The 15798-nt window shown below is 70.6% G+C and carries 19 protein-coding genes; 6 read left to right on the top strand and 13 right to left on the bottom strand.

The window, feature by feature from the left end; all coding sequences use genetic code 11:
* Positions 1-230 precede the first annotated feature (230 nt).
* Complete coding sequence (locus BXA10_RS05695; protein WP_217696726.1) at positions 231-599, bottom strand: hypothetical protein; 369 nt, start codon at positions 597-599, stop codon at positions 231-233.
* Between the two features lie 234 nt (positions 600-833).
* Positions 834-1730, bottom strand: coding sequence for a DUF1963 domain-containing protein (locus BXA10_RS05690; RefSeq protein WP_076468203.1), 897 nt, complete (start codon positions 1728-1730; stop codon positions 834-836).
* Positions 1731-1946: 216 nt separating this feature from the next.
* Here BXA10_RS05690 and BXA10_RS05685 point away from each other — a divergent pair, with 216 nt between their 5' ends.
* A complete protein-coding gene (locus BXA10_RS05685) occupies positions 1947-2348 on the top strand; it encodes a hypothetical protein (RefSeq protein WP_076468201.1) in 402 nt (133 codons plus the stop codon).
* A gap of 750 nt (positions 2349-3098) precedes the next feature.
* On the opposite strand, the gene BXA10_RS05680 is transcribed toward BXA10_RS05685, so the two are convergent.
* Positions 3099-3311 carry a hypothetical protein gene (locus tag BXA10_RS05680; RefSeq protein WP_076468199.1) on the bottom strand — a complete coding sequence of 71 codons (213 nt, stop codon included), beginning with the start codon at positions 3309-3311 and terminating at the stop codon, positions 3099-3101.
* Positions 3312-3376: 65 nt separating this feature from the next.
* Here BXA10_RS05680 and BXA10_RS05675 point away from each other — a divergent pair, with 65 nt between their 5' ends.
* Positions 3377-3982 (top strand): hypothetical protein, encoded by a 606-nt coding sequence (locus BXA10_RS05675; RefSeq protein ID WP_139337888.1) that lies wholly within the window; start codon positions 3377-3379, stop codon positions 3980-3982.
* On the opposite strand, the gene BXA10_RS05670 is transcribed toward BXA10_RS05675, so the two are convergent.
* A complete protein-coding gene (locus BXA10_RS05670) occupies positions 3969-4211 on the bottom strand; it encodes a hypothetical protein (protein ID WP_076468195.1) in 243 nt (80 codons plus the stop codon). The two genes, BXA10_RS05675 and BXA10_RS05670, sit on opposite strands and share 14 nt — an antisense overlap.
* A 218-nt stretch (positions 4212-4429) precedes the next feature.
* Here BXA10_RS05670 and BXA10_RS05665 point away from each other — a divergent pair, with 218 nt between their 5' ends.
* On the top strand, positions 4430-5128 hold the full coding sequence (locus BXA10_RS05665) for a suppressor of fused domain protein (protein WP_076468193.1): 699 nt from the start codon (positions 4430-4432) through the stop codon (positions 5126-5128).
* 31 nt (positions 5129-5159) lie between these two features.
* On the opposite strand, the gene BXA10_RS05660 is transcribed toward BXA10_RS05665, so the two are convergent.
* From BXA10_RS05660 to BXA10_RS05650, 3 genes are read right to left on the bottom strand one after another with little or no spacing between them, the layout of a single operon-like run.
* Positions 5160-6338: a hypothetical protein gene (locus BXA10_RS05660; RefSeq protein ID WP_076468191.1), complete on the bottom strand. Its 1179-nt coding sequence runs from the start codon at positions 6336-6338 to the stop codon at positions 5160-5162.
* Positions 6316-7173 carry a phosphate/phosphite/phosphonate ABC transporter substrate-binding protein gene (locus BXA10_RS05655; RefSeq protein ID WP_076468190.1) on the bottom strand — a complete coding sequence of 286 codons (858 nt, stop codon included), beginning with the start codon at positions 7171-7173 and terminating at the stop codon, positions 6316-6318. The genes BXA10_RS05660 and BXA10_RS05655 overlap by 23 nt, the downstream gene beginning before the upstream one ends.
* A complete protein-coding gene (locus BXA10_RS05650; protein WP_076468188.1) occupies positions 7170-8300 on the bottom strand; it encodes an acyl-CoA dehydrogenase family protein in 1131 nt (376 codons plus the stop codon). Before BXA10_RS05650 ends, BXA10_RS05655 begins: the two co-directional genes overlap by 4 nt.
* A gap of 274 nt (positions 8301-8574) precedes the next feature.
* Here BXA10_RS05650 and BXA10_RS05645 point away from each other — a divergent pair, with 274 nt between their 5' ends.
* A complete protein-coding gene (locus BXA10_RS05645) occupies positions 8575-8985 on the top strand; it encodes a cupin domain-containing protein (RefSeq protein WP_076468186.1) in 411 nt (136 codons plus the stop codon).
* Positions 8986-9028: 43 nt separating this feature from the next.
* Here BXA10_RS05645 and BXA10_RS05640 read toward each other — a convergent pair whose 3' ends face one another.
* Entirely contained in the window at positions 9029-9739 is a 711-nt protein-coding gene (locus tag BXA10_RS05640; RefSeq protein WP_076468184.1) for a SanA/YdcF family protein, read from the bottom strand.
* Positions 9740-9872: 133 nt separating this feature from the next.
* Between BXA10_RS05640 and BXA10_RS05635 the strand changes: the two genes are divergently transcribed.
* Together BXA10_RS05635 and BXA10_RS05630 are read left to right on the top strand one after the other, a co-directional pair.
* Positions 9873-10376, top strand: coding sequence for a mycothiol transferase (locus BXA10_RS05635; protein WP_245828146.1), 504 nt, complete (start codon positions 9873-9875; stop codon positions 10374-10376).
* An 86-nt stretch (positions 10377-10462) separates the two neighbouring features.
* The gene (locus BXA10_RS05630) at positions 10463-11368 is read left to right on the top strand and encodes an aminoglycoside phosphotransferase family protein (RefSeq protein WP_175649118.1); all 906 of its coding nucleotides are present in this window, start codon (positions 10463-10465) and stop codon (positions 11366-11368) included.
* A gap of 33 nt (positions 11369-11401) precedes the next feature.
* Here BXA10_RS05630 and BXA10_RS05625 read toward each other — a convergent pair whose 3' ends face one another.
* From BXA10_RS05625 to BXA10_RS05605, 5 genes are all read right to left on the bottom strand, one after another.
* Positions 11402-11905 carry a GNAT family N-acetyltransferase gene (locus tag BXA10_RS05625; protein WP_076468180.1) on the bottom strand — a complete coding sequence of 168 codons (504 nt, stop codon included), beginning with the start codon at positions 11903-11905 and terminating at the stop codon, positions 11402-11404.
* Positions 11906-11938: 33 nt separating this feature from the next.
* Positions 11939-12931, bottom strand: a complete 993-nt coding sequence (locus BXA10_RS05620; RefSeq protein WP_139337887.1) for a hypothetical protein — start codon at positions 12929-12931, stop codon at positions 11939-11941.
* A 155-nt stretch (positions 12932-13086) separates the two neighbouring features.
* Positions 13087-13830, bottom strand: coding sequence for an SDR family oxidoreductase (locus BXA10_RS05615; RefSeq protein WP_076468176.1), 744 nt, complete (start codon positions 13828-13830; stop codon positions 13087-13089).
* 166 nt (positions 13831-13996) lie between these two features.
* Positions 13997-14605 (bottom strand): Pr6Pr family membrane protein, encoded by a 609-nt coding sequence (locus tag BXA10_RS05610; RefSeq protein ID WP_076468174.1) that lies wholly within the window; start codon positions 14603-14605, stop codon positions 13997-13999.
* Complete coding sequence (locus tag BXA10_RS05605) at positions 14605-15798, bottom strand: glycosyltransferase (RefSeq protein ID WP_076468172.1); 1194 nt, start codon at positions 15796-15798, stop codon at positions 14605-14607. The genes BXA10_RS05610 and BXA10_RS05605 overlap by 1 nt, the downstream gene beginning before the upstream one ends.

Genomic DNA, 15798 nt, shown 5'->3' with positions numbered 1-15798 from the left:
GTGTCCTGCACATCGCTCATTGGGTGTCCTCTCTCGAGTCGCTCAACGACTCAGAACAGAGGTCACGCCCTTACACAACAGATCTGACACCCTCTTTGGTGGCGGTCACCGGATCGGTCACCGTGCCGGGCCTGAGCGCGGCGCAGAGGCGGATGAGTTTTTGCCGGTCAGCCCCGCTCACCTTCGCCCGCGGCTTAGGGCGAGTGGCTTGACGAGGCATGCGGCACCCGTCAGGCCCAGATGTACTCCTCGGCGATCGCGCCGTCACGCCACTTGGCCACTGTGACCATGCGGCTTCCGTCCTCAAACTCGCCGATGACACAGGTCCACTCCCCAGACCCGAACGCGATGGGGTGGGAAGTGATCTGGGGCGGTGTTCCGCCCGCCGAGTCAACGTAGGCCTTCATGGCGTCGATGTGCTGCTGGATCCCGTGAGTCGGTTCCTGACCCTTCCAGTCCACCAACACGTCCTCGGTGTGGTGGTGGGCGAACACGCCGTTCCAATCGGCGTTGTTCCAGCCTTGGAAGTCAAGATCATCCATTCCCTTGAGGTTGCCTTCGACGCGCTGGTCGTCCTTCATGAGGTCGCGCTTTCCCATGGGCGTAGTGATCAAACTCGCAGGGCGCGGGAACCCGTGACCTCGCGCCCCAACCTGTCGAGGCTGCAGGCGGACCCAGCGATGGGACGTGCAGGCGCGTTGGACGCGAAACTTCGACAAGCTCCACCTCACCCGGAGGTCCTCACCTATTTCAAGGCCGCGGCCGCGTCACCAACGTCCATGGACAGAACACCTAGGGCCCGCATCGAAGTCGGTGAGGTCGGTCTACTCGGTCTACTCGGTGAACGCGGGGAATGAGCGCATCTTGTCGAATCGGCCGGCGGCCAGGTCGTCGAATCTGATCAGAAATCGTCCGAAGTGGACCTCGTATTCGGTGGGGAACTGGGCGAGCGGCACCCATTCCCGAATCAGTCGGGATTCCTCCTCGCGGCGCCAGCGGATCCGCTCGGACCGCGGAAGGTCGGGTTTGGTTTCCAGCCGGGCCCGGAGGCTGGCACGCGCCATCTGCTCCTCCGGAGAGTACGAGCCTCCGATTCTTCTCGTATATCCACCGATGCGCAGGGATGACAGGCCCGTCTCCGTCGGCCAGAGGTCCTGGACCAGTGCGATGAGTTCATCGACGTGCGTCAGCTCGCTGATCAACTGCTTCACGGTGTCCGACGCGACCATGAGGCGGTCGTCCATGTCCTCGTCGTCGGGCTCGAGCCCGGGTGGCAGCTCCGGCACGACCTCGGCATGAAGCCCGTACTCGGGGTACGGGCGCGGAACCTCACCGTCGGACGGCAGCTCTCGGACCGCTGTCTCGGTGCCCGCGGGGACGTGCAGGACCCTCGCGTACGCGTCGTAGCCGCGACTACATGCGTCAAAGGCCTTCTCGGGGCCCAGGAAGAAGAGCAGCGAGCCGTCCACCGGCAGGGGAAGCTTCTCGACCTTCGGAAGGGCCGCGCAGTCGAGGGACGCGACGAACGGCAACCGAATCCCGCGCTCGGACGGCCACTCCGTGCCGGCAGGTAGCCGGGGCAGCCCGCCGCTCTGCCCGACGACATCCTCGCCGCGGACACCGCCACCTACCCAGATCGCGAATCGCAGCTGCTCGGCAAACCTGTCAACCTGATCCGCCGGAATGCCCCGCGCAATCGCCTCGCGGCGAAACGGCCCGTACAGTTCCATGGCGGAGCATCCTCGCAGATTGGTGTTCCGGGTCCGCCGCAGGTCGGTCAGCCACTTTGACACGGCCCCTAGATCTGACGGATGCGCACTCCGCCCAGCAGCCGGCGATGTCCTGCGCCGGTTCATGCTTGACATGGCGAGTCCAATTGACGGTTGGCCTGATTGTTTCCAGGCGCGACTCGCTTACTGGCGAGGCTCGTACGCTAAGTTGACCTTGTGCCCGTACCTCGGCTGATTCCCATAGCGCACGAGCCTGACTACCGTACGGACAGGATTGGCCACTACGACGACGGATTGTTCCTCGCGTCGGCGTGGGACCACCACGCATATGTGCACCTCTTCGACCACGACGGGTCGTACCTGCGTTCAGCGATCACGCACGTCAGGGATCGAGCCGCGCTTGATGAGGCGCTCGACGGGCTGCTCGCTGGGCTGCGCGGCAAGTCGTACGGCGACATCGCGGTTCAACTGTTCCAAACCCACCAGGACGGCGTCACCTTCGGTCTGATCGATGAGTCCGGGGACCGGGCCGGCGACGGCAGCCACGTCGACTGGGTCGAGCTGTACCCAGATCGCCTCGGATTTCACGAGCCATGGGACGGGCTCTACGACAGCTGACGCTGGGCCGACCATCCGCCGAGACTCGGCGCGTAACGCCGAGACCTCCGCGGGCGTCAGGGCTTGCGACGCCGCAGGACCGGGCGGCCGGCTGCCGGGATGTCGGGCTCCACTTGATGCGTGACGGGTCGGTGTCAGATGCTGGGTGACACGTCCGGCCAGACGATCATGTCCGGCTGGTGGCCTGTGAGCGAGGTAGGAGGGCCAGCCGGCCCGCGTGGCGATCACATCAGTGACGGAGCACTTGATCGCTGTTTCCCATGTGCCTGCGGATCGGTTGCCGACTCAGTCGATTCGGTCGCCCAGGCCCAGCACCTTCGGGTCGTCACTCGGGAAGCCGCTGGGCATGCCCGGCACATCGATGGTGCGCCGGCACACGCCGGTCTTGGAGGATTTCGGACGAGTACCGGACCCCGGACGCCCACGCCGCCTCGGCACCGGGCCGAGGAATGGACACCGTGAGGAAATCGTCGATGACCAACGGCGGGTACGCCTCTGCCAGGGAGCGGTAGTCGGAGGGCAAAGCCGTCCCGAGGTCCGCTCCGAGCGCGGCCCAGTCCACGCTACGCCGTGCCGGCGCACGCCAGTGCGTCATCGACGGAAGCACGCCCTCCAACTCTTCGACCCCTAGCATGCCCGTCTGCCAATCCGCGCTGTTCTCGGCGGTAGCGCTCTCGAACGCTACTCCGTCCCTGGTCTAGGTAGGTCAATACCGGTCTTGCCCCGCCAGCCCGGGGCGGGTGCTCAGAGTCAAGCGGATGTGGCGGTCTCTGCGATCAACGCCGTGCCGGACGCGATGAGGGTGGCCGCGACCATCACCAGGACCAACCGCGTCAGGACCCGGCCGGAACGTGCCCCGACGATGGGGGCGTACAGCTTCTGTTCGGCTCGGACGAACCGGCCGGGCAGCAGCAGGATGGCCACCCCGGCGAGTAGGAGTGCGGCACCGGCGACAAAAGGCATGAGGCACCTCCTCCACCGATCCTAGTTCCGTTGGTTGCTTCGTAGCCGGTGGTTACGGTGCATGCGTGACAATGGTTGACGCGGATTGGTGGTCAATGCTCCGGGCGCTGGACGAGCCAGTTGCGGCACCGGAGAGCATTGGACGGGAGTCGATCCTGCGGGCCCTGGTAGCGGGGACCATGCCGGAGTCGATGCTTGCGGCGTTGCACCAGCGGGTGGCGCGAGGTGAAGGCGATGCCCTGGCGGTGCCACGCGACTTCGACCACGCTGGGACCCAGGGCCGGTTTGAGCGACTCACAGAGCGGTTGAGCGAGGCATACGGTTGCCCGTGCGACTCAGCGCTGGCCCAGGACTCCGCCTGTTTCGGGAGCATCCGGATTCCCGCCGAGGCCAGCCGCAGTCACACGAAGCGCACACGGATTCCGCTGCCCTTGGTCGTGAGAGTGAGCGCCTTCGGTGGCCTCGCCACGTACGCAGCGTCCAGTCCGAGCGACCAGAAACCTTACCTGCACCCCGACGATCGGCGGCAGATCGAACATGCGCTTGCCGGACTCGGTTATCTCGTCGTGCCCGAGCACATCCTCGCCGCGCCATACGACGGGCCCAACGGCTGGGTCTTCGGCCCGGGAGCCGATGCGACTTGGTTCACTCGGTTCTTCAACCATCTATGAATACGCAGGAATCCCGCCACACGAACGGGGCGCGCACGTCAGAGTCGATTGGTGCCGTGAGACCGCGCGAGCCCGTCCCGGCTGGCAAGCGGTCCTGGCTGGTATCGGTCTGGCTGTCCTCGGTCACCTGCTGGCTGTCGCCGCGATGGGTGTCGCTGCGCGGTTGACCGGTGGCGCTCGCGGCAGCGATGCCGACCTGGGCGCAGGCGCTCGCTTCGGCGTCGTCCACGCAATGCTGTGCACGTACGCGGTCGTGCAGGCGTTCCTGTTGGCTAACGTGCTCCTCCTGTCCGCGTACGGTGGCCCGCGCTTGAAGGCGGGGCTGTTCGCGGGCTGGGGTGGCGGCCTGGTGTTGATCGTGAGTGTTGTCGCCTCCTGGCTCGTTCCCGGTGCCGGATAGAGCAGCGCTGACGGCAATGCAGGTTTCGTGGTCTAGGCTGCGTCGCCATGGATGAGCCGCGCGGGTCGGGGGTCCTTCGTCACCAGCCGCTGCACGGGGGGTTCGTGCCGGCGCAGGGGCCGCGGCAGGCCTTCGCCGAGGCGATCGATCGGCACATCGAGGAGCACTTCGGGCCGGTTGAGTTCGTCTATCACGAGATCGCCTCGCACCTGGTCGGTGTGCATGTCCACGTCGTGGGACCGACCGAGGAACGCCCGTACCGGACCCTGATCACGTCCGGGATGAGTGAACTGCCGATGACGGTTCCGGACGGCCACGACATCAGCCCCTACGCCGAACTGATGCTCAGCCTGCCGCCGGACTGGCCGCTGACCGAGGTGACCGGGCTGGGCGAGGACCCGAGCGGCTGGCCGGTTCGAGTCCTCAAGGAGATCGCTCGACTGCCGCACGAGTACGAGACCTGGATCGGCGAGTGGCATTCGGTGCCGAACGGCGATCCCGCGCAGCCGTACGCCGCCGGTACCTCGTTCGCCGGCGTCGTGGTCACGCCGATGCTGCGCGTGGCCCCCGAGGCTCGGACGATCGAGGTCCCCGACGGCAGCCGGATCGCGTTGCTCGCGCTGATCCCGCTGCACCCTGACGAGGTGGCAGTCAAGATCGAACGCGGGACTGGTGCCCTCATCGAGGTCCTCGATCGTGGTCGTATCACCGAGTTGCTGGACCCGGACCGGCCCTCGTACGCCTGAGGAACCGACCTGGCGCGGGCCTTGGTAACTCTCACATGAAGTTGCGGGTGTGCAGCGCGGAGAGTGCGGCGGCCTCGTCGGCCGGGAAGCCGATGTATTCGAGCCGCCGGCGGCGGCCCTCGTCCATCGCCTGTTGCAGACGGAGCACCTCCTGCCAGCCGTGGCTCATCGCCGCCGGTGTCCAGGATCCGGCGGCGAGGACGACCAGCGCGTCGAAGACCTGCTTGTTGAGCCCGGCGGTGTCGGCCAGCACCGCATGGCGCCGTTCGACCGCCGTACGCAGCCGATGCAGGAAGGCGCGATCCGTCCGGACCACGTGCGCGGTGTGGGCGACCCCGAAGGCGACGTGACGAGCCTCGTCGCGGGCGGCGAGCCGGGTGACGTCCGCGGTGACCCGGTCCGGTGCGTGACGGTGCAGGAAGTGCAGCAGATCCAGGAAACTGCCCTCGCCCAGAACGGAGAGCAGGAACGAGGCGAGGGTGAAGTCGGGCTCCTCCAGCAGGGTCTGCAGGGACGCCCGGCCACCGGCTCCGGAGAGCCCGAGCGTGTCCCGGTGGAGCAGGGCACGGCGGGTGAAGATCTCCACGTGCCGGGCCTCGTCCGCGGCCTGCGCGGCGAGCAGTTGCATGACCTCGCGGAAGTGCGGATGCAGCCGGGACAGCAGCCGGGCCGGGATCATCAACGCCGCCTGCTCGTTCTCCACCAGGTAGGTCATCACCTGGACGACCGCGTCTTCGACACTGTCCGGCAACGACACCTGCGCCGCCCAGTCCACCGCGGTCGCCGGATTCCACTGGTTGGCCGTGGCCTGGGCGTACAGGCGTGGTGCGAGGTCGGCCCAGACCAGGTCACGGTCGACCCAGTCGACCGCCAGGACGGGGCCGCCGGGCTCCACCAACGCGCCCCGGGCGGCCAGCCCCCACCGGCGGTCGGCGTGTGCGACGACGTCGTCGGCCGTCCGTCCGGCCCGTTGCGCACCCTGCCAGCGATCCAGGTCGGCCCGGCCCCGGATGACGGTCGGCGCCTCGGCCGCCGGATCGAGCCGGTGCCCTTCGGCGCGGCACCAGGCGGCCAGATGCACCGCGAGTGCCGGATGACGACCGTGCACCACCAGCCGGTCACCGGGCGCCAGCCCGGCCAACGCGCGGTCGATCAGCAGGTGACCCCCGGCGTCCAGACTGAGATCCTCAAGGTCGATAGCCGGCAGCACCCAGTGCTCCCTGTGGATCGTAGAAGTTGGTCTCGGTGACCGCCCGGTCCAGCGCGGCGTACCGGTCGGTCCGGCCCGGCAGCCACTTCTTCAGTCCTTCCAGGTCCAGCAAGGGCCGGGCCGTGTCGTCCGCGTAGGACATGTTGAGCAGCAGCTTGCCGAAGTGGTCGACGAGTGCCGGGTCTGCGGCCGGCCCGGCGGTCAGGTTGCAATGGTCGTACGGCTCGGTCTCGGCGAGGACACGCACGGACCCCGCCGGTAGCGTGCCTTCGCGCCCGAACAGCAGCAGGCTCGCGTCGATCAGACAGGCCGCCTCGGCACTTCCGGCCCGCAGCGCCTGCGCGGCGTCGCGCTCCCCACCGACGTGATCGCCGTGCAGACCGACTCCGACGTCGAACCGGAGCAGATCGATGTCGGCGTCCGGGTCGAGGCCGGCGGCGCGCAGCAGCGCCAGTGGCAGCAGCGTCGCCTGGGGTGAGTCGATCGCACCGGCGGCCACGGTCCGGCCACGCAGATCCGTCAGGGTGCGGTACTCCGAATCGGCCCGAACCACGATGACCGAGGTGAGGTCGCGATCCGTGTCGCGCATCGCGACCGCGCGTACTGTCGTGCCCTGCGCGCGGGCCAGCCGCTCGGCGCGCAGCCAGGCCAGCGGGGAGTTCCAGGCCAGGTCGATCCGACCGGCCAGGAGGTCCTCCACCTGCCGTTCGTACTGGGAGTACAGGACGAAGTCCAGGTCCAGGCCACGGTCGCGGAACCAGGAGCGGAAACCGGCCCAGATGGTCACGACCTTCGGGTCGTAGGCGACGGCGCCGAGCAGCAGGCTGTCGCTCATGCCTCAGGTCCGTCCAGCAGCGGCAGGCCGGTCAGCGCCCGCCCGACGAAGTCCAGCAACGCCGACGTGGTGGGAGCCATCACCCGGGCCGCTCGGGAGTCCCGGAACCGACGTTCGATACCCAGCTCCTTGCGGAACGCGGCCCCTCCGCACGCCGTCATCGCCAGGTCGGCGACTTCGGCGGCACTGCCGTCCGCCGCCGCCTTGACCTCCAGGACGAGCAGTTGGGCGTCGTCGCGTCCCTGCGCCATCGCGGTCAGCGTGCTGTCGAGGAGCGCCGCCGTGCGATCGGTCTCGATCCGCATCCGAGCCAGCATCGCCCTGGACTCCGGTTGCCCGGCCAGCGACCGGTTCAGGTGCTGCAGCCGGGTACGGGTCAGGTGGTCCGCCGTCTCCCGGGTCACGGCCTGCATCAGTCCGACGCTCGCGGCGGCGTTGAGCAGCAGGAACCAGGGCAGAACCGCGGTGAGCGCGAGGTCCAGGCCTCCGCCGTCGGCGCCGAGCCGGGCGCTGTGGGGCACCACCAGGCCGGCGGCGGTGACCGGGCGGGAGTCGTTGCCGCGCAGGCCGAGACCATCGAACTCCGGGCCGATGGACAGCTCTACCTCGCCGGTCGTGACCAGCCACAGCGTCATCGGTCCTGGGGCGGCGACGGGGCGGCTCGACCAGATGTAGCTGTCCGCCTGGCTGGCCGAGGTGACCCAGCTCTTGCGGGCGTCCAGGCGTACCTGGTCGCCCTCGTCGGTGGCCGTGCTCACCGGCGCCCAGAAGTGGCTACGTGATCCGGCCTCGGAGAAGGCCAGGGTGCTCAGGTGCCGTCCGGCGGCGATCTCGCGCAACACGTCGCCGGATCCCGCGGCGGTCAGCGCGGCCACCGCGCTGTAGTGCATCATGACGATCATCGCGGTCGACCCGCAGGCCGCCGAGAGTTGCCGGATCACGTCTGTGGCGGCGCGGAGGTCCTGCCCGCCGCCGCCGTACTCGGCCGGCACCGTGAGTGCGAGCAGGCCCGCGTCGGCCAGCGCGTCGACGGCCTTGCGCGGAAAGGTGGCGGACCGGTCGACGTCCCCGGCCTGGGGTACGACGATCTCCTCGATGATCCGGCTCAACGACTCCCGATTTCCCATGTTTCCTCCCCAGATGCAGGTTGAACTGACCCGTGGCGGTGCCAACGTGCTGGATCCGTGTGGGACGGGGGACACCGTCCACCGATCCGGTGGACGTCTGGCGTGGAACGGACCGACGTGAGGGGCGGCCGGCAGTGCTTCAGGCCGGGCGGCAGGTAGGTGTTGCTGGATTGAGCAACAGCGTAGTTACCGAACGCGACGACTGGAAGGGGCCGGACACCTGTCGGCTCTCGTCGGTTCAGGTCCGCATAGTGCCACCGCCTAGCATGACCGCGTGGACAAGGTGCAGGTGCGGCGGCTTCCGGTGATCTCGCCGCCCCTCCCGGACGGCGGGGGGCGGATCCAGTCACCGGCGGGCGAGTTCGCCCGGGTCGTCAACGGCGGGACCTACCGGTACCTCGCCTACCTCGAGTTCCGCCCTGACGCCGGCAGGCCACGTGGAAACCACTACCACGAGCGCCGGACCGAGACCCTCTATGTGATCAGCGGACGGCTCGCAGCGGTGTACCAGGACCTGGAGTCCGGCGAGCGTACCGAGGCGATCCTGGAGGCCGGCGACCTGGTGATCGTCCATCCGCGCTGCGCCCACGTCTACCACGCCTACGAAATCTCCCAGGCCGTCGAGTTGGCCGACGAGCCGTACGACCCGGCCGACACCCACCCGTACGAGCTCGGCAGCGGCTGACCGGCAGCGCTCCGAGGGCGGCCGCCGGCCGTCCCACAGGGATTCACTGGTCCCGGAGCGCGTCGTCGACGCCGGTCTCGGGCGGGCCGAGGCGGACCGGGTCCCGGCCGGAGAGCAGGTCCAGTGCCGCCTTCACGCACGCGCCGTACTCGCGGGTGGAGCTGACCCGCCAGCGCTGGGCGTGCTGCTGTCTGACGGTCTCGTCGCCCACGCCGTTGGCGTCGATACCGAGGCGGCGGCAGAGTGCCACCGCCCGGGGCAGGTGGAAGGACTGCGTCACCACCGTCGCGCGTTCCACCCCGAAGATCCGCTTCGCTCGCGCACACGAGTCGTACGTGTCGAAGCCGGCGCGGTCCAGCACCACCTTCCGGGCCGGCACACCCCGGTCGACGAGCCAGCGCCGCATCGCGCCGGGCTCGTTGTAGTCGGCGTCCAGGTTGTCGCCGGACACCAGGATCGCCCGTACCTTGCCGGCTTCGAAGAGCCGCCGGGCGATCTCCAGGCGGGCGGTGAGGAACGGTGACGGTCTGCCGTGTGCGTCCACTCTGGTGCCCAGCACCAGGGCGACCGGCGCCTCCGGCACGACGTCCTCGTCGTAGATGTGGCCCTCCGCGCCGCCACGGATCCACACCACGCTGGCCACCGTCCCGCCGCCGAGCAGCAGCGCGCCGACGACCGCCACGAGGAGCGCACGGCGGACGGCCCGCCGATGCTTCCCGCACCACCGCCCGGCCGCGACCATTCGCCCCCGCATGGCCCGGAATTATCCCGGTCCCGCTGTGCCACCGTGCCGCCGTGCCACCGTGCCGCCGTGCCGCCGTGCCGCTGGATCGCCGGGCGGCGGGCGGCGGGCGGCGGCGTGATCATCAGATAATGGCCCGGTGACCATGGAGTTCCCCTCACCCACCGTGCCGGCCGCCGGACGTGCCGAGGTTTTCCTGCGGTACCTGGACTACTTCCGCGAGAACGTGGTGGCGAAGCTGTCCGCGTTGCCCGCGGACGAGGTGCGCCGCAGCATCCTGCCGTCGGGGTGGACGCCGCTGGAACTGGTCAAGCATCTGAGATACGTGGAGCTCCGCTGGATCGAGTGGGGTTTCCAGGGGCGCGACGTGGGCGATCCGTGGGGCGACCGGCGTGGGGACCGGTGGTACGTCGCGCCGGAGGAGAGCCGCGAGGATCTGCTGGCCGCGCTGCGTGCCCAGGGCGCGCACACCCGGGCTGTCGTGGAGCGCAGCGAGCTCGGCGCACACGGGGCGCCGAGCGAACGCTGGGAGGGCGCCGAACCGCCACCACTGGAGCGGGTGCTCTTCCACCTCCTGCAGGAGTACGCCCGTCATCTCGGGCACCTCGACATCGTGACGGAACTGGCGGGCGGCCCGGTCGGCGAGTAGCCGGCGGAGCCGCCCGTCGGGCGGTGCCGCCGACCGACCGGATAATCGCTGGCACCGCCGACACCAAGCCGGAAAGCTGTCGCCTGATGCTGCACGAGAACGAGATCCGGGTCGACGAGGACGTCGTCCGGTCCCTGCTGAAGGACCAGCGGCCGGAGTGGGCCGACCTGCCCGTCGTGTTCGCCGGGGCAGGCACGGACAACGCCATGTACCGGCTGGGTGACGAGCTGCTCGTACGGCTGCCGCGTACCCCCGGCAAAGCGAAGGCGTTGCGCAAGGAACGGACGTGGCTTCCCCGACTGGCGCCGCACCTGCCCTGCCGCATTCCGGAGCCCGTTCACGCCGGGGAGCCGACGTCCACCTTCCCCGCGGCCTGGTCCGTCTACCGCTGGATCGACGGCGAGATCGCCGGCCCGGCGACCGTCACCGACTGGGCCACCTTCGGCCGGGACCTGGCGGCGGCCGTGCGGGACCTGCACTCCACCGATCTCATGGGCGCGGCCCGCGAGGGTGAACTCAGCTGGTACCGCGGCGGCACCCTGGGCCCCTGCGACGAGTCGATCAGCAGGAGTTTCGCGGCGTGCCGGGACATCAACGGCCTCGACCTCGACGTCGCTACGCTGCAACAGCTGTGGCGGAGCGCGCTCAGCCTGCCTGAGCCGGCCGGCCGGCACGTCTGGCTGCACGGGGATCTGCGGCCCGCCAACCTATTGGCCCACGAGGGCAGGCTCCACGCGATCATCGACTTCGGTGGTCTCTCGGTCGGCTACCCCGACGCCGAACACGCCCCGGTGTGGGACCTCCCCGCCGAGGCGAGGCAGTCGTACTGGGACAGCGCGGACCTCGACGACGTGACCTGGCTTCGCGCCCGGGCCTGGGCCATCGGCGTCGGGATCAGCGGCGTCCCGTACTACTGGGACACCTACCCGTCGTTCGTACGGGAGTGCCTGTCCCGGTTGACGGCGATCTTGGACGACGCCCGGCGTCGCTGACCGGCCGATGGTTGGCGGCCGTCCCGGCCCCGCTCATCCGACCACAATGCTGCGCCGCTCGATGAGGGTCACGTCGCGCCAGACGCCGTGGTGGCGGCCGATGCGCCGGCGGGTGCCGACGGTACGGAAGCCACAGGCCGCGTGCAGGGCGAGGCTGGCGGTGTTCTCTGGGAAGACCCCGGACTGAATGGTCCAGATCCCGGCCTGCTCGGTGGAGGCGATCAGCGCTTCCAGCAGGAGGCGACCGACCCCCCGACCATGGGCTTCCGGGTGTACGTACACGGAGTGCTCGACGACTCCGGCGTAGACGCACCGGTCGGACACGGAAGAGCAGGCGACCCAGCCCAGGACCCGGTCGGCCGGATCGACGGCGACCCAGCGGTGCCCGGGTAGCCGCGTGGCGGTGAAGCGTTCCCAAGTGGGCGGCTCGGTCTCGAAGGTTGCGTTGCCGGTGGCGATGCCGAGCCGGTAGATGTCGAGCACGGCGTCGGCGTGCCGGTCGTCCAGTGCGGCGATTGTGATCCTGCTGGTGCTCATCGGGCCTCCTCCCACGGAGCGAGGGTACGCCGACTAGCGGCGTACCCTACGGCGGCGAATCAGACCCGCGGCCCCGGAGCGTGGCGGTCGGGACCGCTGCGTGGGAGCCGCCGCGGGCGGTGCTGACCTGTCCGGGCGCAGCCAACCCAGCAGCCCGCCGAGCAGCCGCTCGAGGCCCCCGGTCACGCGGCCGACCACGATGCTCGAGAGCACCGTCGTGGCGGCTCCGACGAGCCACGCGGCCGGTCCCCAGGAGAAGAAGTCGTCGAGGCTGCGACCCAGCGGGTTGCGCAGCCAGGGCGCCCGGACCGTCACCAGCAGCGACTCGCTGTCCGCGTCCAGCGCCACGGTGGCGACCTCCTGGCGGCGTGGAGCGTCCACGAGCCCCTGCGGCGCGGGGGCGATCACCCCGAGCGCCCCCTTCGGCGCGGTGATGGCGGTGACGGAGCCCTCGCCTGGCATCAGCCGTACGCCGTCCGGCCGGCGCCCGAGGGTGATCGGCAGCTCGACCTCGGAGAAGGCGGGGGACGCCGCGCGTGCCAGGGCTTCGCGGCCGCGCCGGTAGACGGGAACGCCGTCGACGGTGCGGTCGAGTCGCCAGCCGAACTCGGTGACCCAGGTGGCGTCGAGCCCGAGGTCCGCGCCGCTGATCTCCTCGTCGAGCCGGAGCGTGCCATCGTCCAGGACGGCCTCGGCACGGTACGACACGGTTTCGATCTTCTCCGGCCCGACGGCAGAGCCGGTTTCGTCGTCCGACGTGGCACCCAGGTGTAGGGCGACCACCGTGACCGTTCCGGCCAGACCGAGCAGGATCAGGACGGTCACCGTCACCGCCAACCGGCGGCGTCGGAGGACCCCGACGAGCACCGGCGCCAGGGCTCCGACGCCGACGGTGACGAGCAGGAGCGGCTCACGCCAGAGGAGTCCGACGACCACGGCGGCGAGCACCGCGACAAGTCCGCACAGCACCCACCACGTCGCCCGCGGCGGCCTGGCGACGCGCGGTCGCAGTCCTGCCTCGGTCACCATGAACCTGCCTTCCCGGAGAGCCTCGTGGCCGTGGATCCTCGCGCTGACACGCTAGGACCGCGGACCCACTGCCACAAGGTTCCCGGCGATGGTTCGTCCACTGAGGTGGGACGGCCGGGCACAACGGCGTTCCCGCCGCGCCCGGCCGTCGATCAACTGGTGAAGCCGCCGTCCACGTTGACCACCGCGCCGGTCACGTACCCGGCCTCGGGCGCGGCCAGGTGTGCGACGGTGGCCGCGATGTCGGCGGGCCGCGCGAAGCGGCCCAGCGCCGTGAAACCGGCGATCGTCGCCGCGTTCGGGCCGTCGGCCGGGTTCGCGTCGGTGTCGGTCGGCCCCGGGTTGACCAGGTTGACGGTGATGCCGCGCGGGCCCAGTTCCCTCGCCAGTCCCCGGGTCAGCCCGGCCAGGGCGGTCTTGCTCATCGAATAGAGCGCGAGCCCCGGAAAGACCGCCCGTTCGCCCACGTTGCTGCCGATGCTGATGATCCGTCCACCGTCGCTGAGGTGGCGCGCCGCCGCCTGGGCGGCCACGTACGGGCCGCGGACGTTCACGGCGATCGTCTGCTCCACGTCGTCCCGGCTCAGCTCGTCGACCGCGCCGACCAGGAACACCGCCGCGTTGTTGACCAGGATGTCCAACCTGCCCAGGATGGTCGCCGTCCGGTCGACCGCGCCCTGGACCGCCGCCGGGTCGGCGCTGTCCGCCTGAACGGCCAGCGCCCGCCGGCCCAGTGACTGGATCTCCTTCACCACCGCCGCGGACTGCTCCGCGTTGCGGAGGTACGTCAGCGCCACGTCCGCGCCGTCCTGCGCGAGGCGCAGCGCGATGCCCGCCCCGATGCCCCGCCCACCGCCGGTGACCAGGGCGACCTTGCCCTCCAACGTTCTCTTCATGCATCGATCCTCGCCTCGGCGCGCGCCCCGGTCTGGCGGCGATCGGACGCCGCGTTCCCCGCCCACCACCAGGTCCGATCCCCGCCATCGGCCTGCCTTCACCGGCACGACGACCGCCCGCGACGTCGCCGGTCGGCGACCGGGCCGATCCGAGTCGGCGACGGGGTCAGGGCAGTCGGGCGGCGGGCGCGGGGCGGGACAGCCGGGCGGCGGTGAGGCCGAGCAGCAGGACGAGCGTGGCGAAGACCAGCGCGTTGACGACGACCGTCGGGTAGCCGAGCCGGTTCACGTCGAGGAACGGATAGAGGTACTTCTCCTGCGTCGGGTCGGACCCGGCCGCGCGGAGCAGGATCGCCGTGAGCCAGAGCAGCGGGTAGGCGAGCAGACTCACCGCGTACGTGCGGGGTGGCGCGGTTCCGGGACGGCGGGTGAGCCAGTCGGCGGTTGCCAGCGGCGGCGCCACCACGTGCAGCAGGAGATTGCCCGCGTCCGAGACCGTGCCCCGGGCGTCGGCGGTCGCCACCATGCTGTAGCCGCTCCACGGGTTGGCGAGCACCAGCACGAAGACCAGGCCGGTGACGACGAGGTAGACGGTGAGCGCGGTACGCAGCCGGTCGACGCTGCCGATCGGCAGCACCACGAGGTACGCGAGATCCACCTGGATGGTGAAGTAGCAGAGCAGCTCCAGCGGATCGTCGCGGGCCGCCACGAAGGTGAGCGCCAGCCCGACCACGAGCACCACGGCGGTGCTCGCCCGCAGGGCCCGGCCGGCCATCAGCCGGCCGAGCGGCGCGTGATCGTGGCGTACAGCCCGGTCAGCTCGGCCAGGTAGCGCTCCCCGTTCCAGGCCGCGGCGGCGGCCCGACCCTCGGCGACCACCCGCGCGCGCAGCGTCTCGTCGGAGAGCAGCCGGCCGAGCAGCGCCCCGAACTCCGCCGACGTGCCGACGGCGAGCGGCCGGCGGCTGCCGGTGCCCGGCCGGGTGGCGAGCCCGTCGTCCACCATGGCCACCGGTAGCCCGTACGCCTCGGCTTCGCCGAGCACCAGTCCCTGGGTGTCGGTGCTCGACGCGAAGGCGAGCACGTCGGCGGCGCGGTAGTACGCGCCGACCCGCTCGCGGGGCACCGGTTGGAGCAGGTGCGACGCGTCGTCCACGCCGAGCCGGCGGGCCGTCCGGCGCAGCGCGGTCCCGTTGCCGCGTACGCCGAGCAGCACCAGCCGGGCCGACGGCAGCGTACGGCGCACCTGGGCGAACGCGCCGAGCAGCAGCTCGGGATCCTTCTCGGGCGACGCCCGCCCCACCGCGAGCAGCATCGGGGCATCCGGGGGGATGTCCAGGTGCGATCGGATCCGCCGCCGGTCGTCGGCGTCGGGCAGCGGGGCGGCGACCGGGGTCGGCAGTGTCACGATCGGGGTGCCGCCGGCCATCGGCGCCATCGACTCGGCGGTCTTGGCGGACGGGGCGAGCAGCACGCTCATGTGTGCCAGCAGGCACCGGCCGAGTTCGAACAGCCGCTCGTCGCGGCCCGGGCCGGGCCGGGCCAACTCCCGCAGCGCCCGGGCCCGCCAGCCCAGACCGAGTCGCAGCCCCGCGTACGCGGCCCCGAGCGGCACCTCCGGGTAGTGCGCCGCGTACGCGATCAGGTCGGTGTGCCAGGTGAAGACCACCGGCAGGGATCGGGCGGCCGCGTAGCGCAGCCCGGCGATGCCGACCGGGCCGGTTGTGTGCACGTGCACCACGTCCACCGGCGCGTTCGGCAGCCGGGGCAGCGCCAGCCGGTACGGCCGGGTCGGCACCGGAACCGAGGGCAGCTCGCCGGGCCGGCGGCGGCGTCGCGACAGCGGCCCGGGCGAGTGCAGCGTGACCTGGTGGCCGGCGGCCCGTTGCAGGCCCACCGTGGTGCCCACCGAGGTGGCCACGCCCTCGATGTTGGCGAGGTGGCTGTCGCTGACGTGCGCGATCCTCAC

It is taken from the genome of Micromonospora avicenniae (assembly GCF_900156065.1).
Taxonomy (GTDB): Bacteria; Actinomycetota; Actinomycetes; order Mycobacteriales; family Micromonosporaceae; genus Micromonospora; species Micromonospora avicenniae.
The sequence above is the reverse complement of the archived record's forward strand: the minus strand, read 5'-3'. Positions and strand labels throughout refer to the sequence as shown.